Annotated in this window: 14 protein-coding genes; 5 read left to right on the top strand and 9 right to left on the bottom strand. The window is 43.3% G+C overall.

Going from position 1 to position 16,570, the window contains the following annotated elements; genetic code table 11:
- Positions 1–279: 279 nt before the first annotated feature.
- The 7 genes from INQ51_RS19240 to INQ51_RS19270 all read right to left on the bottom strand — a co-directional run bounded on the left by INQ51_RS19240 (position 280) and on the right by INQ51_RS19270 (position 7,667).
- Positions 280–1,446: a DUF819 domain-containing protein gene (locus tag INQ51_RS19240; RefSeq protein ID WP_233379582.1), complete on the bottom strand. Its 1,167-nt coding sequence runs from the start codon at positions 1,444–1,446 to the stop codon at positions 280–282.
- Positions 1,447–1,627: 181 nt separating this feature from the next.
- Positions 1,628–2,746 carry a sodium ion-translocating decarboxylase subunit beta gene (locus INQ51_RS19245; RefSeq protein WP_410796522.1) on the bottom strand — a complete coding sequence of 373 codons (1,119 nt, stop codon included), beginning with the start codon at positions 2,744–2,746 and terminating at the stop codon, positions 1,628–1,630.
- Positions 2,747–3,286: 540 nt separating this feature from the next.
- Positions 3,287–3,712 carry a biotin/lipoyl-containing protein gene (locus INQ51_RS19250; protein ID WP_233379584.1) on the bottom strand — a complete coding sequence of 142 codons (426 nt, stop codon included), beginning with the start codon at positions 3,710–3,712 and terminating at the stop codon, positions 3,287–3,289.
- 60 nt (positions 3,713–3,772) lie between these two features.
- Positions 3,773–4,138 carry an OadG family protein gene (locus INQ51_RS19255; RefSeq protein ID WP_233379585.1) on the bottom strand — a complete coding sequence of 122 codons (366 nt, stop codon included), beginning with the start codon at positions 4,136–4,138 and terminating at the stop codon, positions 3,773–3,775.
- Positions 4,139–4,150: 12 nt separating this feature from the next.
- On the bottom strand, positions 4,151–5,710 hold the full coding sequence (locus INQ51_RS19260) for an acyl-CoA carboxylase subunit beta (protein ID WP_119438474.1): 1,560 nt from the start codon (positions 5,708–5,710) through the stop codon (positions 4,151–4,153).
- A 26-nt stretch (positions 5,711–5,736) separates the two neighbouring features.
- Complete coding sequence (gene mce / locus INQ51_RS19265) at positions 5,737–6,141, bottom strand: methylmalonyl-CoA epimerase (protein ID WP_119438475.1); 405 nt, start codon at positions 6,139–6,141, stop codon at positions 5,737–5,739.
- A gap of 215 nt (positions 6,142–6,356) precedes the next feature.
- Positions 6,357–7,667, bottom strand: a complete 1,311-nt coding sequence (locus tag INQ51_RS19270; protein WP_233379586.1) for an acetyl-CoA hydrolase/transferase family protein — start codon at positions 7,665–7,667, stop codon at positions 6,357–6,359.
- Positions 7,668–7,974: 307 nt separating this feature from the next.
- Here INQ51_RS19270 and INQ51_RS19275 point away from each other — a divergent pair, with 307 nt between their 5' ends.
- The 5 genes from INQ51_RS19275 (at position 7,975) to INQ51_RS19295 (ending at position 13,287) form a co-directional block, all read left to right on the top strand.
- On the top strand, positions 7,975–8,487 hold the full coding sequence (locus tag INQ51_RS19275) for a ferritin (RefSeq protein ID WP_233379587.1): 513 nt from the start codon (positions 7,975–7,977) through the stop codon (positions 8,485–8,487).
- A 117-nt stretch (positions 8,488–8,604) separates the two neighbouring features.
- Positions 8,605–10,791 carry a RelA/SpoT family protein gene (locus INQ51_RS19280; RefSeq protein WP_233379588.1) on the top strand — a complete coding sequence of 729 codons (2,187 nt, stop codon included), beginning with the start codon at positions 8,605–8,607 and terminating at the stop codon, positions 10,789–10,791.
- Positions 10,792–10,809: 18 nt separating this feature from the next.
- Positions 10,810–11,934, top strand: coding sequence for a glycerate kinase (locus INQ51_RS19285; RefSeq protein ID WP_233379589.1), 1,125 nt, complete (start codon positions 10,810–10,812; stop codon positions 11,932–11,934).
- Positions 11,935–11,955: 21 nt separating this feature from the next.
- Complete coding sequence (locus tag INQ51_RS19290; RefSeq protein WP_233379590.1) at positions 11,956–12,234, top strand: tetratricopeptide repeat protein; 279 nt, start codon at positions 11,956–11,958, stop codon at positions 12,232–12,234.
- Positions 12,235–12,438: 204 nt separating this feature from the next.
- Positions 12,439–13,287, top strand: a complete 849-nt coding sequence (locus tag INQ51_RS19295; protein WP_233379591.1) for a tetratricopeptide repeat protein — start codon at positions 12,439–12,441, stop codon at positions 13,285–13,287.
- A 351-nt stretch (positions 13,288–13,638) separates the two neighbouring features.
- Here INQ51_RS19295 and INQ51_RS19300 read toward each other — a convergent pair whose 3' ends face one another.
- Positions 13,639–15,084: a capsule assembly Wzi family protein gene (locus tag INQ51_RS19300; RefSeq protein ID WP_233379592.1), complete on the bottom strand. Its 1,446-nt coding sequence runs from the start codon at positions 15,082–15,084 to the stop codon at positions 13,639–13,641.
- Positions 15,085–16,473, bottom strand: coding sequence for an exopolysaccharide biosynthesis polyprenyl glycosylphosphotransferase (locus INQ51_RS19305; protein WP_233379594.1), 1,389 nt, complete (start codon positions 16,471–16,473; stop codon positions 15,085–15,087).
- Between the last annotated feature and the right edge of the window lie 97 nt (positions 16,474–16,570).

Consider the following 16,570-nt stretch of genomic DNA (forward strand, 5'->3'; position numbering starts at 1 on the left):
AAAACACCAAATACTCTTTTAATAATGTTCTGGTACAGGTTATTGCTTTACATAAGTGGTAAAAATCCGGAATGGGGAAAAGTAGAAGTTTTGGTACATTGGTGAGGAGAAACCTATTTATGGGAAGGTTGATTTCGCTGCCGTCGGGGAGTAGTGTGTGGTCTAAAATGAAATCAGGCTTTAATTTTTTAAAAACCAGTAGTTTAACATAGATTTTTTTCGAATCAGACAGGCTTTTGTTCGATTGTAATATTAACAGAAAAGCAAAGATCTATAGGATCAGCTGAGGAACAAGGCAATGGACACGCCGATAAAGGTTCCGATGATGTATCCCAAAATGCCGGTAAGAATGCCCGGAGTGATGAGCTTTTTTTGACCCAGCGAAGCTGCCATGGGAGCCGCAACCGACGGTCCCATAATGTTGGCGGCTGACGAAACGACCACTTCGTATACATCGAGTTTGAAGAGCTTGGCCAGTGACAGGAGTAATAAAAAATGAAACAGCATGATGGTAAGGTAGAAGAGCAGCACCGGAAATCCTACCTTGAGGATGTCCTGAAGGTTGGTGGCAGCTCCGATCACTGCCAGGAAAATGTACATCATCCAAAGGCCAATGGAAAAAGCGGTATTCTCCAGCTTTTTTAGTGATTTTGGGAACAGGTTGGCCAGAACGATCGAAAAAACGGTGATAAGCAGTATGCTTAGGTTGAGCTCAGTTTGAAACAATTGCTGAAAGAAAGGGGAGACGATGGTTCCGGCACCGGCCACCAGCAGCGCTATAAAGATGGATACCGCAAATCGTTCGAGTGTGATTGCGTGCTTTTGTTCTTCTTTGGCTAGCAACTCAGGCTGTTCGTCATCGGATGTTTTTCTGAAAAAACGGGCAAGAAAACCAACAGAAGGTACCAGAAACAACAACAACACATATATGTTGGCGGCAAAATTATCGATGGCAAGCGTGGCTGTAAAAAGCGGATTAGAGCTAAAATTCAGGATTTCGGCGGTGGTTACAAAGTTGATGCTTCCGCCAATCAGGGTGGCTGCGATAATCCCTGCGGTGTTGGCACTTCCTTCACCCAAATCAATCAACTGATACGCCAGCAGACATCCAAGCACAATGCCTGCAGCACCTATGATGTAAGCCAGTAAAAGCTTTCCGCTCTCGCGAATGATTTTAACAAGGTTGGAACCAAACAACATCAGGGGAATGGCAATCGGTATAAAATAATCGAACACCATGGAGTAAACCTCGACTTTTATTTTGGGGTTGGAGGCTACCGGAACAACTCCTGTCATTGATAAAACCGACATGGAAATCATGGTCACCAGTATCCCGGAAACTTTTCCAAACCATTTTTTGTGCTCCGAATAAATTCCGAAAGCAGCGGCTCCGGCAATAATTAACAGGAGAATAAGATGTTTATCGGGTGCGATCAATGAATTCATTTTTACCTGGTATTTTTTTCAGCTTTTGAATATATCTGAATAATTCAAAAAAAGGAAAACAGTTGCCATTTGATTTTAGTTGAGAGAAAAGAAATTTTAGATGAGGACGAGTTTGTCAGAAACCAAAAAGGCCGCTGAAAAATTCAGCGGCCTTTTGAAATATTATAACCTCAAAGGGTTTTTACATCAAGAAACTCAAAAGAATACCGGCTGCTACTGCCGAGCCAATAACACCCGAAACGTTCGGAGCCATGGCGTGCATAAGCAGGTGGTTGGTTGGGTCTTCCTGTAGTCCCATTTGCTGAACAACCCTTGCACTGTCAGGTACTGCAGATACACCCGAAGCACCAATCATTGGGTTGATTTTGTTCTCTTTTTTCAGGAACAGGTTCATGATTTTTGCTCCGGCAACACCACCGGCAGTTGCAATTACAAACGAAGCTGCACCCAATGCAAAGATTTTAATGGAAGAAGGAGTCAGGAACACATCGGCCTGGGTTGAAGCACCCACAGTAAGCCCCAGCAAGATCGTAATGGTATCGATCAGCGGGTTGGCAGCTGTATTGGCCAAACGTTTGGTAACACCCGATTCTTTCAGCAGGTTACCGAAGAACAACATACCGATCAGCGGAAGAGCCGAAGGAGCAATGTAGGCTGTTAAAATCAAACCAACAATCGGGAACAGTACCTTTTCTGTTTTGGAAACCGCGCGTGGAGGTTTCATACGGATCAAACGTTCTTTTCTGCTGGTCATCAATTTAATTACCGGAGGCTGAATTACCGGTACCAGCGCCATGTACGAATAGGCTGCAATGGCGATAGGCCCGATCAGGTTTTTCACGGTTGTTCCATCGGCCATTACGTTAAGTCCGTTGGCTAACTTCGATGAAAGGAAGATCGCGGTTGGACCGTCGGCACCACCGATAATCCCAATTGCACCGGCTTCAGGAGGTGCAAAACCAAGGTAAAGAGCTCCCAGGAAAGTCAGGAAGATACCAATCTGCGCGGCTGCTCCCAACAACATTAATTTCGGGTTCGAAATCAACGACGAGAAGTCGGTCATCGCTCCAATACCCAGGAAAATGAGTGGCGGATACCATCCCTGAACCACACCCTGGTATAGAATGTTCATAACCGATCCCGGTTCGTATACACCCAGTTTCAGGTTGAAGTCAACCACCTGGAACATGGGAATGTTCCCGATCAGGATACCAAAGCCAATGGGTATAAGCAACATCGGCTCGAAGTCGTACTTTATGGCCAGGAACAGGAATACAAATCCTACCAGCATCATGACCATATTACCCCAAGCAATGTTGGCAAAGCCCGAGAATTCGTAGAAGTTAAACAGCCCTGAAACAGCGCCGCTGTAGTTCTTGTACTCAAATCCGTCGCCGGCGAGTTTTCCGTCCTTGGTTAACTGTAATTCACGTTGTGGAAGATGAATGGTTTCATCTACCATATCATAACCGGTAGAACGGTTGGGATCGGTATTGGCTCCCAGGTGCGTTACTTTAACGGGTTTAAAATCGAGCACTATTTTATCATCCGAAATCCGGTAATGGCCCGTAAAACGCGTTTTGGCCGAGTCGAGCATAAAAGCTCCGTCCTCTTCAAACGAAAACGTTTTGTAACGCTTTACCGTTTTGGGCTTTTCGGTTTGAGTTCCGTCCTCTTTATAAGTCGGAATCGGTACATATCCATCGGAATAATTGATCCATTTTCCGCTGGTAAGTACATCACTGAGTTTTTCGGGTTGCCCGGCAAATGCCGTTGTGGCCCCAAAAATCAGCAATACTATTAGTTGCAATATTTTTCTCATCTTCTAAAAAAGTAAAGGTTAACCAATCTCAATTAAAACGTCGTCTTGCAGTACGCTGTCGCCAACATTTACTTTAATAGAAGTTACTTCACCACCTTTGATTGTCTGAATCTGGTTTTCCATTTTCATGGCTTCCATAACCATCACATTCTGGCCTTCGTTAACTACGTCGCCCACTTTGATGTTGATTTTTAAAATGGTTCCCGGCAGTGGGGCAGTAACCTTGAATTTGCCTGATGATTCGGTTTTTTTGATCAAACCTTCACCTGGTTTTTGCTCTACCGGTTTACGCACCAATGTGGGTGTTTTTGAAGTTTTTACTTCTCCATGAATTTGAACTTCGTATATGGTACCGTTAACGTCCAGTTCTGCAACATTCTCTTCAATGCCTTTTAAGTGAACGTCGTATTGGTTACCGCTTATTGTGAATTTATATTTTTTCATCTGTTTATAATTGTTTTTTTAAGGTAACAAAATTGCTGTTTGGCAGCAGATATCTGATTCTTAACGCGGCCAGTTGTTGTTTACTCCATAAATTTTAGAACTCCACGGCGAATAGGCTTTTTTTACTTTTTTAATCGTAACAACATTGCTTTCTTCGTCGTGTAATTCGTTAAAATACATATGTAAAGCCAAACTGATAGCTGCGGTAACGTTACCTTCAACAAAATCGTTTTCAGTAGTTTCTTTTTTCTTCTTGTCTTCGCTGCTTGCTTTTTTGCGATTAAACTTCATGTTGATAATCTTTGGTAACCTGGAGAAAATCAGTACCAAAGCAGTAAGCGAGAACAACACGATAGAAAAACCTACGATTGCTACCGTGAATCCAAAGTCGTAAGAACTTGCCAATAAAATACTTAATGGTTCCATAAGGTGTTCTTTTTATAATGGAATATTTGAATGTTTTTTAGGAGGATTCACCAGCTTTTTGGTAGCAAGGCTTTGTAATCCGCGAATAATCCGGAACCGGGTGTTGCGTGGCTCAATTACATCGTCGATGTAGCCGAAAGACGCAGCCTGGTATGGATTGGCAAATTTCTCGTTGTACTCTTCTTCGTGATCCGCAATAAACTTGGCGCGTTCTGCCGGATCTTCGATGTCGCGAAGTTTACGTCCGTGAAGTACTTCCACTGCACCTGCTGCACCCATTACTGCAATTTCGGCAGTTGGCCATGCATAGTTAAGGTCGCCGCGAAGTTGCTTGCTCGACATTACGTCGTGTGCACCACCGTATGATTTACGCAATGTGATGGTGATTTTCGGTACAGTAGCCTCACCGTAAGCAAACATTAATTTTGCTCCGTGTGTAATAATTCCGCCGTATTCCTGCTTGCTTCCGGGCAAGAATCCTGGAACATCAACCAGCGTAATAATCGGGATATTGAAAGAGTCGCAGAAACGAACAAAGCGAGCTGCTTTAATCGATGCATTGATATCTAAAACACCGGCCAGGTAGTTGGGCTGATTGGCCACGATACCTACTGGTTGTCCGTCGAATTTAGCAAAACCTACTACAATGTTTTTGGCGTAGTTCCGGTGAATTTCCAAGAACTCAGAATAGTCAACCAATATGTGGATGATATCTTTTACGTCGTACGGGTGGTTCGGATTTTCAGGGATGATTTGATTCAGTGCATCATCCAAACGGTCTATTGGGTCTGTATTTTCGGTAACGATCGGGTCTTCCAGGTTATTCTGCGGAAGGTAGCTGATCAGTTTACGAAGGATCAATAAACCTTCTTCTTCGTTTTCAACAAGGAATTGAGCCACACCCGATTTTGAAGCGTGAACTTTACCACCACCTAAATCTTCTACCGAAATATCTTCTCCGGTTACTGTTTTTACCACTTTTGGGCCGGTAACGAACATGTACGAGTTCTGTTCGGTCATCATGATAAAGTCGGTTAGGGCAGGAGAGTATACTGCACCACCGGCACATGGGCCAAAAATGGCTGAGATTTGCGGGATAACTCCGGAAGCCAGAATGTTACGCTCGAAAATTTCGGCATACCCGGCCAGCGAGTTAACACCTTCCTGGATACGTGCGCCACCCGAGTCGTTGATACCAATAACCGGTGCTCCCACTTTCATGGCCATATCCATTACTTTGCAAATCTTTTGGGCAAAGGTTTCGGAAAGTGAACCTCCGAAAACAGTAAAGTCTTGCGAGAATACGTACACTACACGTCCGTCGATGGTACCGTGACCGGTTACAACGCCATCACCCAAAAATTTGGATTTTTCCATACCAAAGTTGGTACAGCGATGGGTTACGAACATGTCAAATTCTTCAAAACTACCTTCGTCCAATAACATTTCAATACGCTCGCGTGCGGTATATTTTCCTTTTGCGTGTTGTGCTTCAATACGTTTTATACCACCACCAAGCTTCGCTTCAGCTCTTAAGTCAATAAGCTTTTTAATTTTATCCTGGGTACTCATAAAAAAATCGGTTGTTTAATTGTAATCTATTCTTTTCCGCAGATTTCGGTTAATACTCCCATTGTTGATTTTGGGTGAAGGAAACCAATGTTTAAACCTTCTGCGCCTTTTCTTGCTTTTTGGTCGATTAGCCTCACGCCTTTTTCTTCGAGTTCGGCGAGCGAGTCATTCACGTTATCAACGGCAAAAGCCAAATGGTGTACACCCGGTCCTTTTTTCTCGATAAATTTTCCGATAGGTCCTTCCGGATCGGTTGATTCGAGTAATTCGATTTTGGTGTCGCCCACCATAAAAAAGGCGGTTTTTACTTTTTGGTCAGCTACTTCTTCTACAGCGTAGCATTTTAGCCCAAGCATGTTCTCGTAATATGGAATCGCTTCGTCAATACTGTTAACAGCAATTCCGATGTGCTCTATATGTGAAATATTCATAATTATTTAGAATGATTATAAAAGATTAATAGTCAATTTTTTAAACAGCTCTAAAGGTAGATGTAATAGTTTTCATGCTTCAATTGAAAATCAAAAACTGATTTATAACATACGCCGAATTCAGAATAAGTTAATATTCGAATGCGATTCATTTTGAACACATGATTTCTATCATAAAAAAAAGCAGACCTACGTCTGCTCTCCTATCTTTGGTTTTAATCTTGGTCCCAAACAAAATGGAAATGCGATCCAAATCTTTCGAAAGCATTCTTGTCCAGATTCTCCTGATGGTCAGGATGTGCAATCGAAATCAGCAATTTTGCCCTGTCTTGCAAGGTTCTTCCATACAGGTTTACAGCACCAAATTCAGTCACTACCCAATGGATGTTGGCACGTGTACTAACTACACCTGCACCCGGGGTCAAAATTGGTGCAATTTTACTGATACCTTTATTGGTGATCGATGGCATGGCAAGAATTGGTTTTCCGCCTTTACTTAACGAAGCACCACGCAGGAAGTCGATCTGACCACCCACACCCGAATAGTGTACGATACCGATAGAGTCGGCGCAAACCTGGCCTGTAATATCAATTTGTAAAGCCGAGTTAATGGCTGTTACTTTTGGGTTTTGGGCAATAACACTTACTTTATTGGTGTATTCCACATCCATCATGGCAACTCCGGGGTTGTCGTGGATGAAATCGTACAATGTTTTGGTACCCATCAGGAAGGTGGCTACCATTTTTCCTTTGTCGATGGCTTTGTTTTTACCGTTAACCACGCCTTTTTCTACCAAAGGAAGAATACCATCGGCAAACATTTCAGAGTGAACGCCCAGGTCTTTGTGGTTACCCAGCATGCTCAAAACGGCGTTAGGAATAGCACCAATACCCATCTGAAGGGTAGCACCGTCTTCCACCAGTTCAGCTACATAACGGCCAATTTTCCGGTCGGTGTCCGAAATCGGTCCGGGAGCAGCAATCACCAGTTCGCTGTTGTCTTCAACAAACAGGTCAATATCATCGATGTGGATCATTGCATCACCAAATGCACGTGGTACATTCGAGTTAACGATTGCAATGGTAGTATCGGCATTTTCTACCGCAGCCAGTGTGGCATCAACCGAAGTTCCCAACGAAACGTAACCAAATTTATCCGGTGTAGAAACCTGGATCATGACCACATTTACTTTTAGATAACCTTCTCTGATCAGACGCTGGGTTTCCTGCAGGAATACGGGGATGTAATCAGCAAAACCGGCTTGTGTTTGTTTGCGCACATTATGTCCGACAAAAAACGACTCTAACTGGAAGATTCCCTCCAATTCAGGATCGGCATAAGGAGCCGGACCTTCGGTGTGGATGTGCTGAATACGAACGTTTCTGAATTCTTTGTTTTTGCCCCTTTCAACGAGCGCTTTGATTAGCGGATGGGGCGTCACCGCTACGCTGTGCAGGTGCACACGATCGTTTGATTTAACAACTTTTACTGCTTCCGCAGCTGAGATGAATTTTATGTTCTTCATGTTTTTTGGATTTTTATAAATCAGCTTATAGTTCAGGCGCCAAAGGTAAGAAAACAATTATCTTTGGTCGTTTTTCGAATATTAATTATCAGTGTTCGAATGTTTTTGTAAACTTAGTGTTAATGAAGACTTTTTGGTCTCTTTCCCGGAGCAATTACTGTTGCCAAATGTACCCGTTCTTTTTGTTTGGATGAAAATCATCGATTGCATTAAGATCGTTAAGAAAGCGTCAAATACCGAGATTTAGTTTTATAATCTGTTGGCTTTTTCCTAATTTTAACGCAGAACAATAAAAACATACAAAATCATGTTGAAGGAAAAAATGTTAAGCGCTCTGAATGAGCAGATAAACGCAGAACAATACTCTTCTCTTTTATATTTGTCCATGTCAGCCTGGTTTCAGGACAAAGGGCTTCCCGGATTTGCCAATTGGATGTATGTGCAATACCAGGAAGAATTGACACATGCCAATAAATTTTTCAACTATGTAAACGAGCGTGGAGGAAAAGTTGAATTGAAAGCGATTGAGCAGATGCCAACCGAGTGGAGTGGTATTATTGAGGTGTACGAAGCCACATTGCAACACGAACAACATGTAACCACTTTAATCGATAACCTGGTAGATGTTGCGTTGGAACAGAAAGACCACGCCACGCAAAGTTTCTTGCAATGGTTTGTTGACGAGCAGGTGGAAGAAGAAGCCAACGTGAAGGAAATTCTGGATACGCTGAAGCTTATCAACGGCCAGGGCAACGGTATTTTCATGCTCGACCGTGAAATGCGTTCCCGTAAGTTTGTGGATACTACTGTAGCCAAGTAATTAGTACAATTATATAATAAGGAAGAGGCTACAGTGTTGTAGCCTCTTTTTTTTCACTCAGAAGAGGGTTAAGTCCGAAAAAGCCGGGCTTTTATTCAAAATAAAAAGCAAACGAACATGACAATCCAGGAGGAAATACTAACACGGTACGAGCATTTAAAGGAGTTTTGCCAACTTACCTGGGACGATGGATCCATGATTAGGTTGGAAAATGCCTTCGATTTTGCACGCGAAATACTGGGCGAGCACCGGTTTTCGCACAACGAAGTAATTCTGGGGCATTCGCTGGATGTGGCTTCTGTAATTGCCATGGAAATTGGCCTGGAGCCCGATTCGGTAATTACCGGACTTTTGCACAATGTTCGTTATGCCGGCTTAAAAGAAAAGGCAACACACGAAGAAATAGCCAGTAAGTTTGGCGAGCATATTTTTTCGATACTTGATGGCATGGCAAAAATCAATGCCATGGGCACCGATACGATCGATCTGCATTCGGAGAACTACCGGAAGCTGATGCTGGCATTGGCAGGTGACGTGCGTGTTATCCTGATAAAAATAGCCGACCGCCTGCAGGTAATGCGTAACCTTGAATGGTATAGTGTGGAACAGCAGCCGAAGCTGGTAAGCGAAACCCTGCATTTGTATGCTCCGCTGGCACATCGTTTGGGATTGTACAACATTAATTCTGAAATGCTGGATTTGAGCCTCAAATTTCAGAAACCCGAAGAATACAATTACGTAGTAACCCGCCTAAAGGAAACCGAAAAGGAACGGGCCGGTTTTGTGGCCGAGTTTGTAAAACCCATCGAAAAGAAACTGGCGAAAAGAGGCCTTCAGTTTTCGATGAAAGCGCGTACCAAATCCATCTCCTCCATTCATAATAAAATGAAAAAGCAGGACGTATCGTTTGATGAAGTGATGGATTTGTTTGCCATTCGGATAATCCTGGATTCAAAACCGGAAGATGAAAAAACGGATTGCTGGATGGCTTATTCCATCGTAACAGAGGAGTACCAGGCAAATACAAACCGTTTGCGCGACTGGATCACGATTCCGAAATCAAATGGTTATGAATCGTTACACACTACGGTGATGGGGCCGCATAACAAGTGGGTGGAGATACAGATTCGAACCCGGCGAATGGACGAAATTGCCGAAAAGGGACTGGCCGCACACTGGAAATACAAAGGCGGAAGGTCGTCGAACATTGATTCGTGGCTAACCGGCATCCGCGATGTACTTGAAAATCCGGGATTGAATGTGGTGGATTTTATCGATCATTTCAGAACCGATGTTTACAGCGATGAAATATTTGTTTTTACACCCAAAGGCGATTTGCGAAAGTTACCACAGGGCGCTACTTTACTGGACTTTGCCTACGAAATCCACTCAAAATTGGGAGATACCTGTGTGGGCGGATTGGTGAACGGAAAAAAGGTAACGCTGAAATATAAACTGAAAAACGGCGACCAGATTTCGATTGATACTTCGAACAACCAAAAGCCTAAGTTGGACTGGCTTGATTTTCTGGTAACCTCAAAAGCCAAAAACAGAGTTCGGAACAGTTTGAACGAGGAGCGCAATACACAGGCTGCTCACGGGCGTGAGATTTTGTTACGCAAGTTTAAAAACTGGAAGCTGGATTTAAACGACGATGCCATTCGGAAAGCGCTAAAGCATTTCAATTTTAAACTGGCCGTGGATTTCTATTACGAAATTGCGGGTGGCAAAATAGATCCGCTGGAGGTGAAGGCGCTGTTTGTGGAGAAAGAGGAAGAAGATGCCCGTAAAACGGTGGAAGAGTTGCTGCCGCAATCGCAAACAAAAGACTTTAATTACGGTGGCGGCGACGATTTTCTGGTAATTGACAACAATCTTAACAATGTAAATTATAAATTGGCGCAGTGTTGCAATCCTGTTTTCGGAGACCGTATTTTTGGCTTTGTTACCATTAAACACGGGATCAAGATTCACCGCGACAGGTGCCCGAATGCACTGCAAATGAAAGAACGTTATCCGTACAGGGTTATCAAGGCAAAATGGAAAGACCTGTCGAATAAAGGATCGTTTCTTACCACGCTGCACATTTCGGGAACCGACGAAGTGGGGATCATCGGTGAAATAACACACATTATCTCGAAGGATGTGGGCACACACATGCGGTCGATGAACATTGAAACGGAAAAAGGAAATTTTGAAGGGAAGCTTCAGGTATTTGTGCACGGTTTGGAGCATCTGGAGTTTTTGATTCAGCGTTTGCAAAAAGTGAAGGGAATTACCTCGGTTTTCAGAGGCGAAAAATAAAAGAAGAAAATACATTTTATGAAGATACTGATCGCACCCAATTCGATGAAGGGAAGCTTGAATGCCTTTGACTTTTGTTATGTGCTTGAAAAAGCATTTGGTAAAGTTTCCGGCGAATTTGAGGTGCACAAAGTTCCGGTAGCCGATGGGGGCGACTTTACCGGCGAAGTGCTGGCACAACGATTAAAAGCTACTCCGGTGCATCTGACCGTTACCGGGCCTTTTGGGAAGCCGGTTCAGGCAAAATATGCAATTTCAGGCAAAACAGCTGTTATTGAAATGGCCGACGCCTCCGGAATGAAACTGGTAAACAGCTCCGAATTAAATCCGCTGGAAGCATCTTCATTCGGAACGGGCGAACTGATTGCCGACGCTATTGATAAAGGTTGCCGTGAAATTTACCTGGCCATTGGCGGTAGCGCAACGGTTGACGGGGGAGTGGGCATGATGGAAGCGCTGGGGTTTCGTTTTTGGGATAAAAACGGAGTTCAGCTAAAAACCAAAGGCGGAATTCTGGGACAAATAGCCTCCGTTGAAAAACCGGATACCAAACAGGAAGTAACCGTTAAAATCATTTGCGATGTGGACAACCCTTTGTTGGGCAAGAGTGGCGCAGCCGCTGTATTTGGTCCGCAGAAAGGTGCTACTCCCGACATGGTGGTTGAGCTGGAAAACGGACTAAAAAACTGGGCCGGAATCCTGGAGTCGGAGAGTGGTACAGATTTACGGAATATTAAAGGTGCGGGTGCTGCCGGCGGAATTTCTTTGCCATTGATGGCTTTTTTTGATGCTGAAATCGTACCGGGAGCCGACTTTGTACTGGAACAGCTGAAGCTGAAAGAAGAAATTGAATGGGCGGATATCGTGATTACCGGGGAAGGAAAGATTGACGGTCAGACCCTGAACAACAAAGCACCTTATGCTGTTGCGAAGATGGCTCGTGCCTGCGGAAAACCTGTTTTTGCCATTGGCGGGAAAACAGAATCCGAAGCGTCCGATGCCTTTGACGGAATTTATTCGCTGGTAAACGGTGCAATGACTCTGGAAGAAGCCATGACGAATGCGCCAAAATTGTTGTATGCTTTTGGTAGTGAGTTTGCCAAGACAGTGAAAATTCTGGCCGGGATCAGTTCACACAAATAAAATGTTGTCAATCAATATAAAATGGAAATAACAGAACAATTAGATAGGGTAAAAGTGTTATTAAAGAATGAAAAAGCTTCGGAAGCAAAAGAGGCTTTTGATTTGATAGGTGCTTTTAACAGCGTGGACTATTTTTTAGTGAAGGGAAGTATTGAACAGAAATTTCAGCATTGGGGAGAGGCAATTAACGCCTACAACCGGGTGATTGAAATTGATCCGGACAACGAGGAGGCGAAAAATAATCTCCATTTGATTCAAAATATTTTGAACTTTTGGAATCCTGATCAATACAATCCTTAGCATACTAAAGGTGAACTGTTTAGTGGAAGGGTGTCAGCGTTCATTTTTGTGGTGTAGTTGGATTTGAACTCAATTGTCTGGTGGTATGACAAGATTCTTGCTGCCGGCTTTTTAGGTTTTTTCATCAGATTTGTTATTTTTGATGCTCATCCAAAAAAAACGTCAAAATTTTAGACTTTATAAGAATTAAACGAATTGAAAAAAATGAAAAAAGTAGTATTGTTATTTTGTGCAGTATGTTTTGCTGTGGTTTCGTTTGCACAGGATGCTGCGGAAAAAATTAATCAGGCCAATGATGCACTGCAGGCCAAAGAATATGCAAAAGCATTGGAGTTATACGAATCGGCAATGGCCAATCTTGGAGATGTTCAGGTACCTGAAGCCATCAATTTCAATATTGGTTTGGCTGCCTATAACGCGGACAAATATGAAAAAGCCATTCAATATTTCGAAAAAGCAGTTGTTGCCAAGGCAAATGTAGATAAGGCTTACGAGTACATGGCTGGTTCTTACGCCAAGTTGGATAAAACCAATGAAGCGCTGGACACTTACGCAAAAGCCATTGAAGCCAATCCGGAAGAAAAAGCAAGTTTGTCTTACAACGCCGGTATTGTGGCTTATAAAGGCAAAGCCTATCAAAAAGCTGTTGACTTTTTCACTGCTTCTGTAGCGGGTAATTACAAAGGCGAAACAGCCCAGTATTACAAAGCTGTTGCTTTGAATAAACTTAACAAAGATGCTGAGTACAAAGCAGCGTTGGAAGAAGGTGTAGCTAAATTTCCGGAAGATGACAAACTAGGCAAAGGTTTGGCCAATGTGTATGTATCAGAAGGAAACGAGTTGTACAAAAAAGGTGCAGAGATTTTAAGCGCGGCCAATACAAAAGTAAACGCCGGTAGCTTATCAACTGCCGACGAAGCTTATACAGCCGAAGTAAACAAGGCTAAAAAAGAATTTGCTTCAGCACTGGAAGTATTGGAAAAAGCTTTGAAACTGGATGCAAGCAATGCCAACGCAACAAAATTGATTGAAGCTTGCAAAGCAGCTATGTAGGTTAATTTTGGTTGAATAAAAGAAAACGCCTCGGGTCTTCCCGGGGCGTTTTTTTGTTGCACGACTGCAACGGTTTGGTGGCTATCTTTTTCGAGGATTCTTGATCTTGGAGATTATAGCTGTAGTGCTGTTTCTTTTTTTTGTAATCAGGTCTCTATGTAGCCTTTTCGTAACACTAAAGCTCTCGCATTAAACTCTGAATACTGGACTGCAAACTTCGTTCTCTAAGCCCAGGAAATTGAACTATAAACAGACACAAGACGCAAGACAAGTAATTTGTCAGGGGTATGAGTACTGAGTATCGAATATCAGTCCTTGAGTCCTTCAATCCCTCAGTCATTGGTCACAGGGTCATCTCAGGATATGCCATTTAACCGACAGCATAGCACCCAAACGGGTTGTTGATTTTCCCTGGTCGTACAAGCTGCCATGGTCAGCAGCTACTGAAGCGCCAAATTCCAGGCTTTTTCCGTAAGGTTGCCACGATAGCTCTAAAAGCGACATGGCCTGTTTCCGGGAAGGTTGGTAGGTGTCCAAACCTCCGCTTTTGTATTGACCGAAATTGTTGCTGTAGGTCAGCATCGTTTTCCAGCGAATGCTTTCAGACAGAAAACCAATGGCTCCGATGTGAAATCCTGAGAAGCGGGTATTTTCGAATCCCATAGAAATCCCTTCGCTGTTGTTTAGCGGGCCAAATAGTGGACTTACCATTGCCATTTGATGATAGGTAACCCCTGAGCGGTAAACACCGTGGTTAAAGTAATTATCCAAACCCCGGCCGTGTAATTCTCCATCAGGTTTCGGGACAAGGTGGGTACTTCCACTCTGATGTTTTGTATGAAAATATTCAAGCAGCAGGGACTTGATCAACGGCCGTTCCGATTTTCCTGTCAGGTACAGGCCATAAAGGTTGTCCTTGTAATTGTCCCATTCCATCCCTGATTTATCATCAAAAGGATGACTTAAGTAAAAGGTTGCGGTGAACCGGTTCCAGCCTTTTTTTATTTCCAGCTGATAGGTTCCGTAACTGTTCCCGGCTACGTTTGCTTTATCGGTTGGCAAAGCATTTTCACCTCCTGCTTTTCCCAATACATAATCAAAGTAAGCTTCCCATCCCTGAAGTTCTCCATAGGTAGGATGAGTACCGCCCCACATAACAAAGTGTTCGAGCCCGGCGGTTAAGTGCCAGGAAGCAGCTTGCCCAAAACGCAGGAACAAAGCTTTGCGGTGTAAATGGGTGTTTTCTACGTAGCGATTGTCGTTAAGCAACCCCTCTTCGTAAAAACCATAGATCGAAAACCAGGTGTTTACCGGAACAAAACGGTTAAAACCAGCCCGTATTTTCGGATGTGGGCGTGCATTGCGCGAAGAGGCCATGTTGCCATTGCTGGTTGATAATCCTTCGTATTTCTCCTGGTCAGCAAAAGCTCCAAAGCTTAATTGTAGGCTTTTCCATCCCAAACCGCCGTAGAGTTCGGTAAAGCGAACATCGCTATCGTTTGCCAGCAACAGGTTTAAACGTACGCCGCTGGAAATACGGAATGTAGATTCTCCTATGGTTTTGTTATAGTTCCCGTTGAACTCAAGGTTCTGAACCGTCTCGTTTTCGGGAGTGTAACGCCCCAGCTGATTGGCCCAAAACCAAAAGGGCAATCGGTTGTTGGTCCCGGCAAGCGTATTAAAGCGGAGATCCATGTTTTGTCCGCTGCCTTGATAAATACCTAAAAACAGAAAGGCAAAAAGTAATAGCCTTTTCCGAAGGATCTTTTTAGCAAATGATGGAATAACTGTTTTCATTTATACCGCGTTTTTCCAGGCTCTTTTACTGAATAAAGTCAACCAGATAATTTTTATGTCCCAGTTAAAGTTCCAGTTATTAATGTATTCCATATCGGCGTTCACGCGGTTTTGCATGGCACTGAGCCTTTTTGTTTCCCCCCTGTAGCCTCTCACTTGCGCCCAGCCGGTTATTCCCGGTTTTACATAGTGGCGTACCAGGTAATGATCGATCAGGGCTGAATACTCTTCGGTATGCTTCAGCATATGCGGCCGGGGCCCCACAACCGACATGTCTCCTTTTAAAACATTGATAAACTGGGGAAATTCATCGATATTGGTTTTGCGTAAAAAGCGCCCGATCCGGGTAATGCGAACATCGTTTGCGGTAGCCTGTACTTTATCCGCATCGTTACTGGGTTTCATACTCCGGAATTTATAACAGGAAAAAGTGCGGTTGTTGATGCCGGTTCGCTGTTGTTTAAAAAAAACAGGGCCTTTGGAGCTCAGTTTTATTGCAACTGCCAGAATGGGGAAGAGCCAGGAAAAGAGAAAAACAATCACCGAAAGGGAGAAAACAATGTCAAACAAACGCTTTTGTACCCTGAAGGCCACTTTGTCCAATGGGATTTCCTGCGGATTTAATACCAGCAAGTCACCGATCGATTCCACATCTTTTTGATGACTCCTGAACCACCACTGGCTTTTGGGAACAAAACGAAGCCGCACACCTTTCTGGTTGCAGATCTTCAATATCTTTTTGGCTTTTTCTTCGTTGTTTTCCTCGTTAAAGAGCGATATCGTATAATAGATAAAATGAATATCGTGTTGGTCAATTAATTCCTCCAAATCATTGGGATGTCCGAGGTAGCCTTCAATGTCAGTATTAACAGAACCAATATAGCCCGAAAAACGAAAACCCAGTGTTGGATTGCTGTCAATGATTTTCTTCAGAATTTCTCCTGTTTCGTTGCATCCGATAACCACCGTGTTTAAGGATTTGGTGCTGTCTTTCCTGCGGTACCTCAGGTAATGATAGAAGACCCAGTAAAACAGGATTTTTCCCAGGTAAAACAGGAGGGTATATTGAAAGAAAAATACCCGTAAAAAATTCCCCGGGATAAAAACAAATTCGATTACGGCTGCAACCAGGTAAAATACCAGTTGCCGTTTGGTAATTCGGGCCAGACGATTAAAAATGCTGTCACGAAGGAACAGGTTTTTTTTGGAAAATACCAGGTACGATATGATCCATGCCAGGTTTCCGTGTAAGAGGTAAATACTCATGGTACGGTAGTCCCTGGCTGATATATCAAAACTGAGCCACGCCATAATGGCCAATGCCGTGTTTAGAAGGACCAGATCAATTGCCAGGTAAAGAATAAGTAGTTCGGTTTCGCGGGATTTCATTTAAGTTTCTGTTTCTGCTAACAGCTGTCAAAGTTATTGTTTAACACGTAATATTTGCTGCTTTATAACAGCTTACCGGTTAAATCAATAAAAAAAC

This window comes from Maribellus sp. CM-23, from assembly GCF_021354595.1.
Lineage (GTDB): Bacteria > Bacteroidota > Bacteroidia > Bacteroidales > Prolixibacteraceae > Draconibacterium.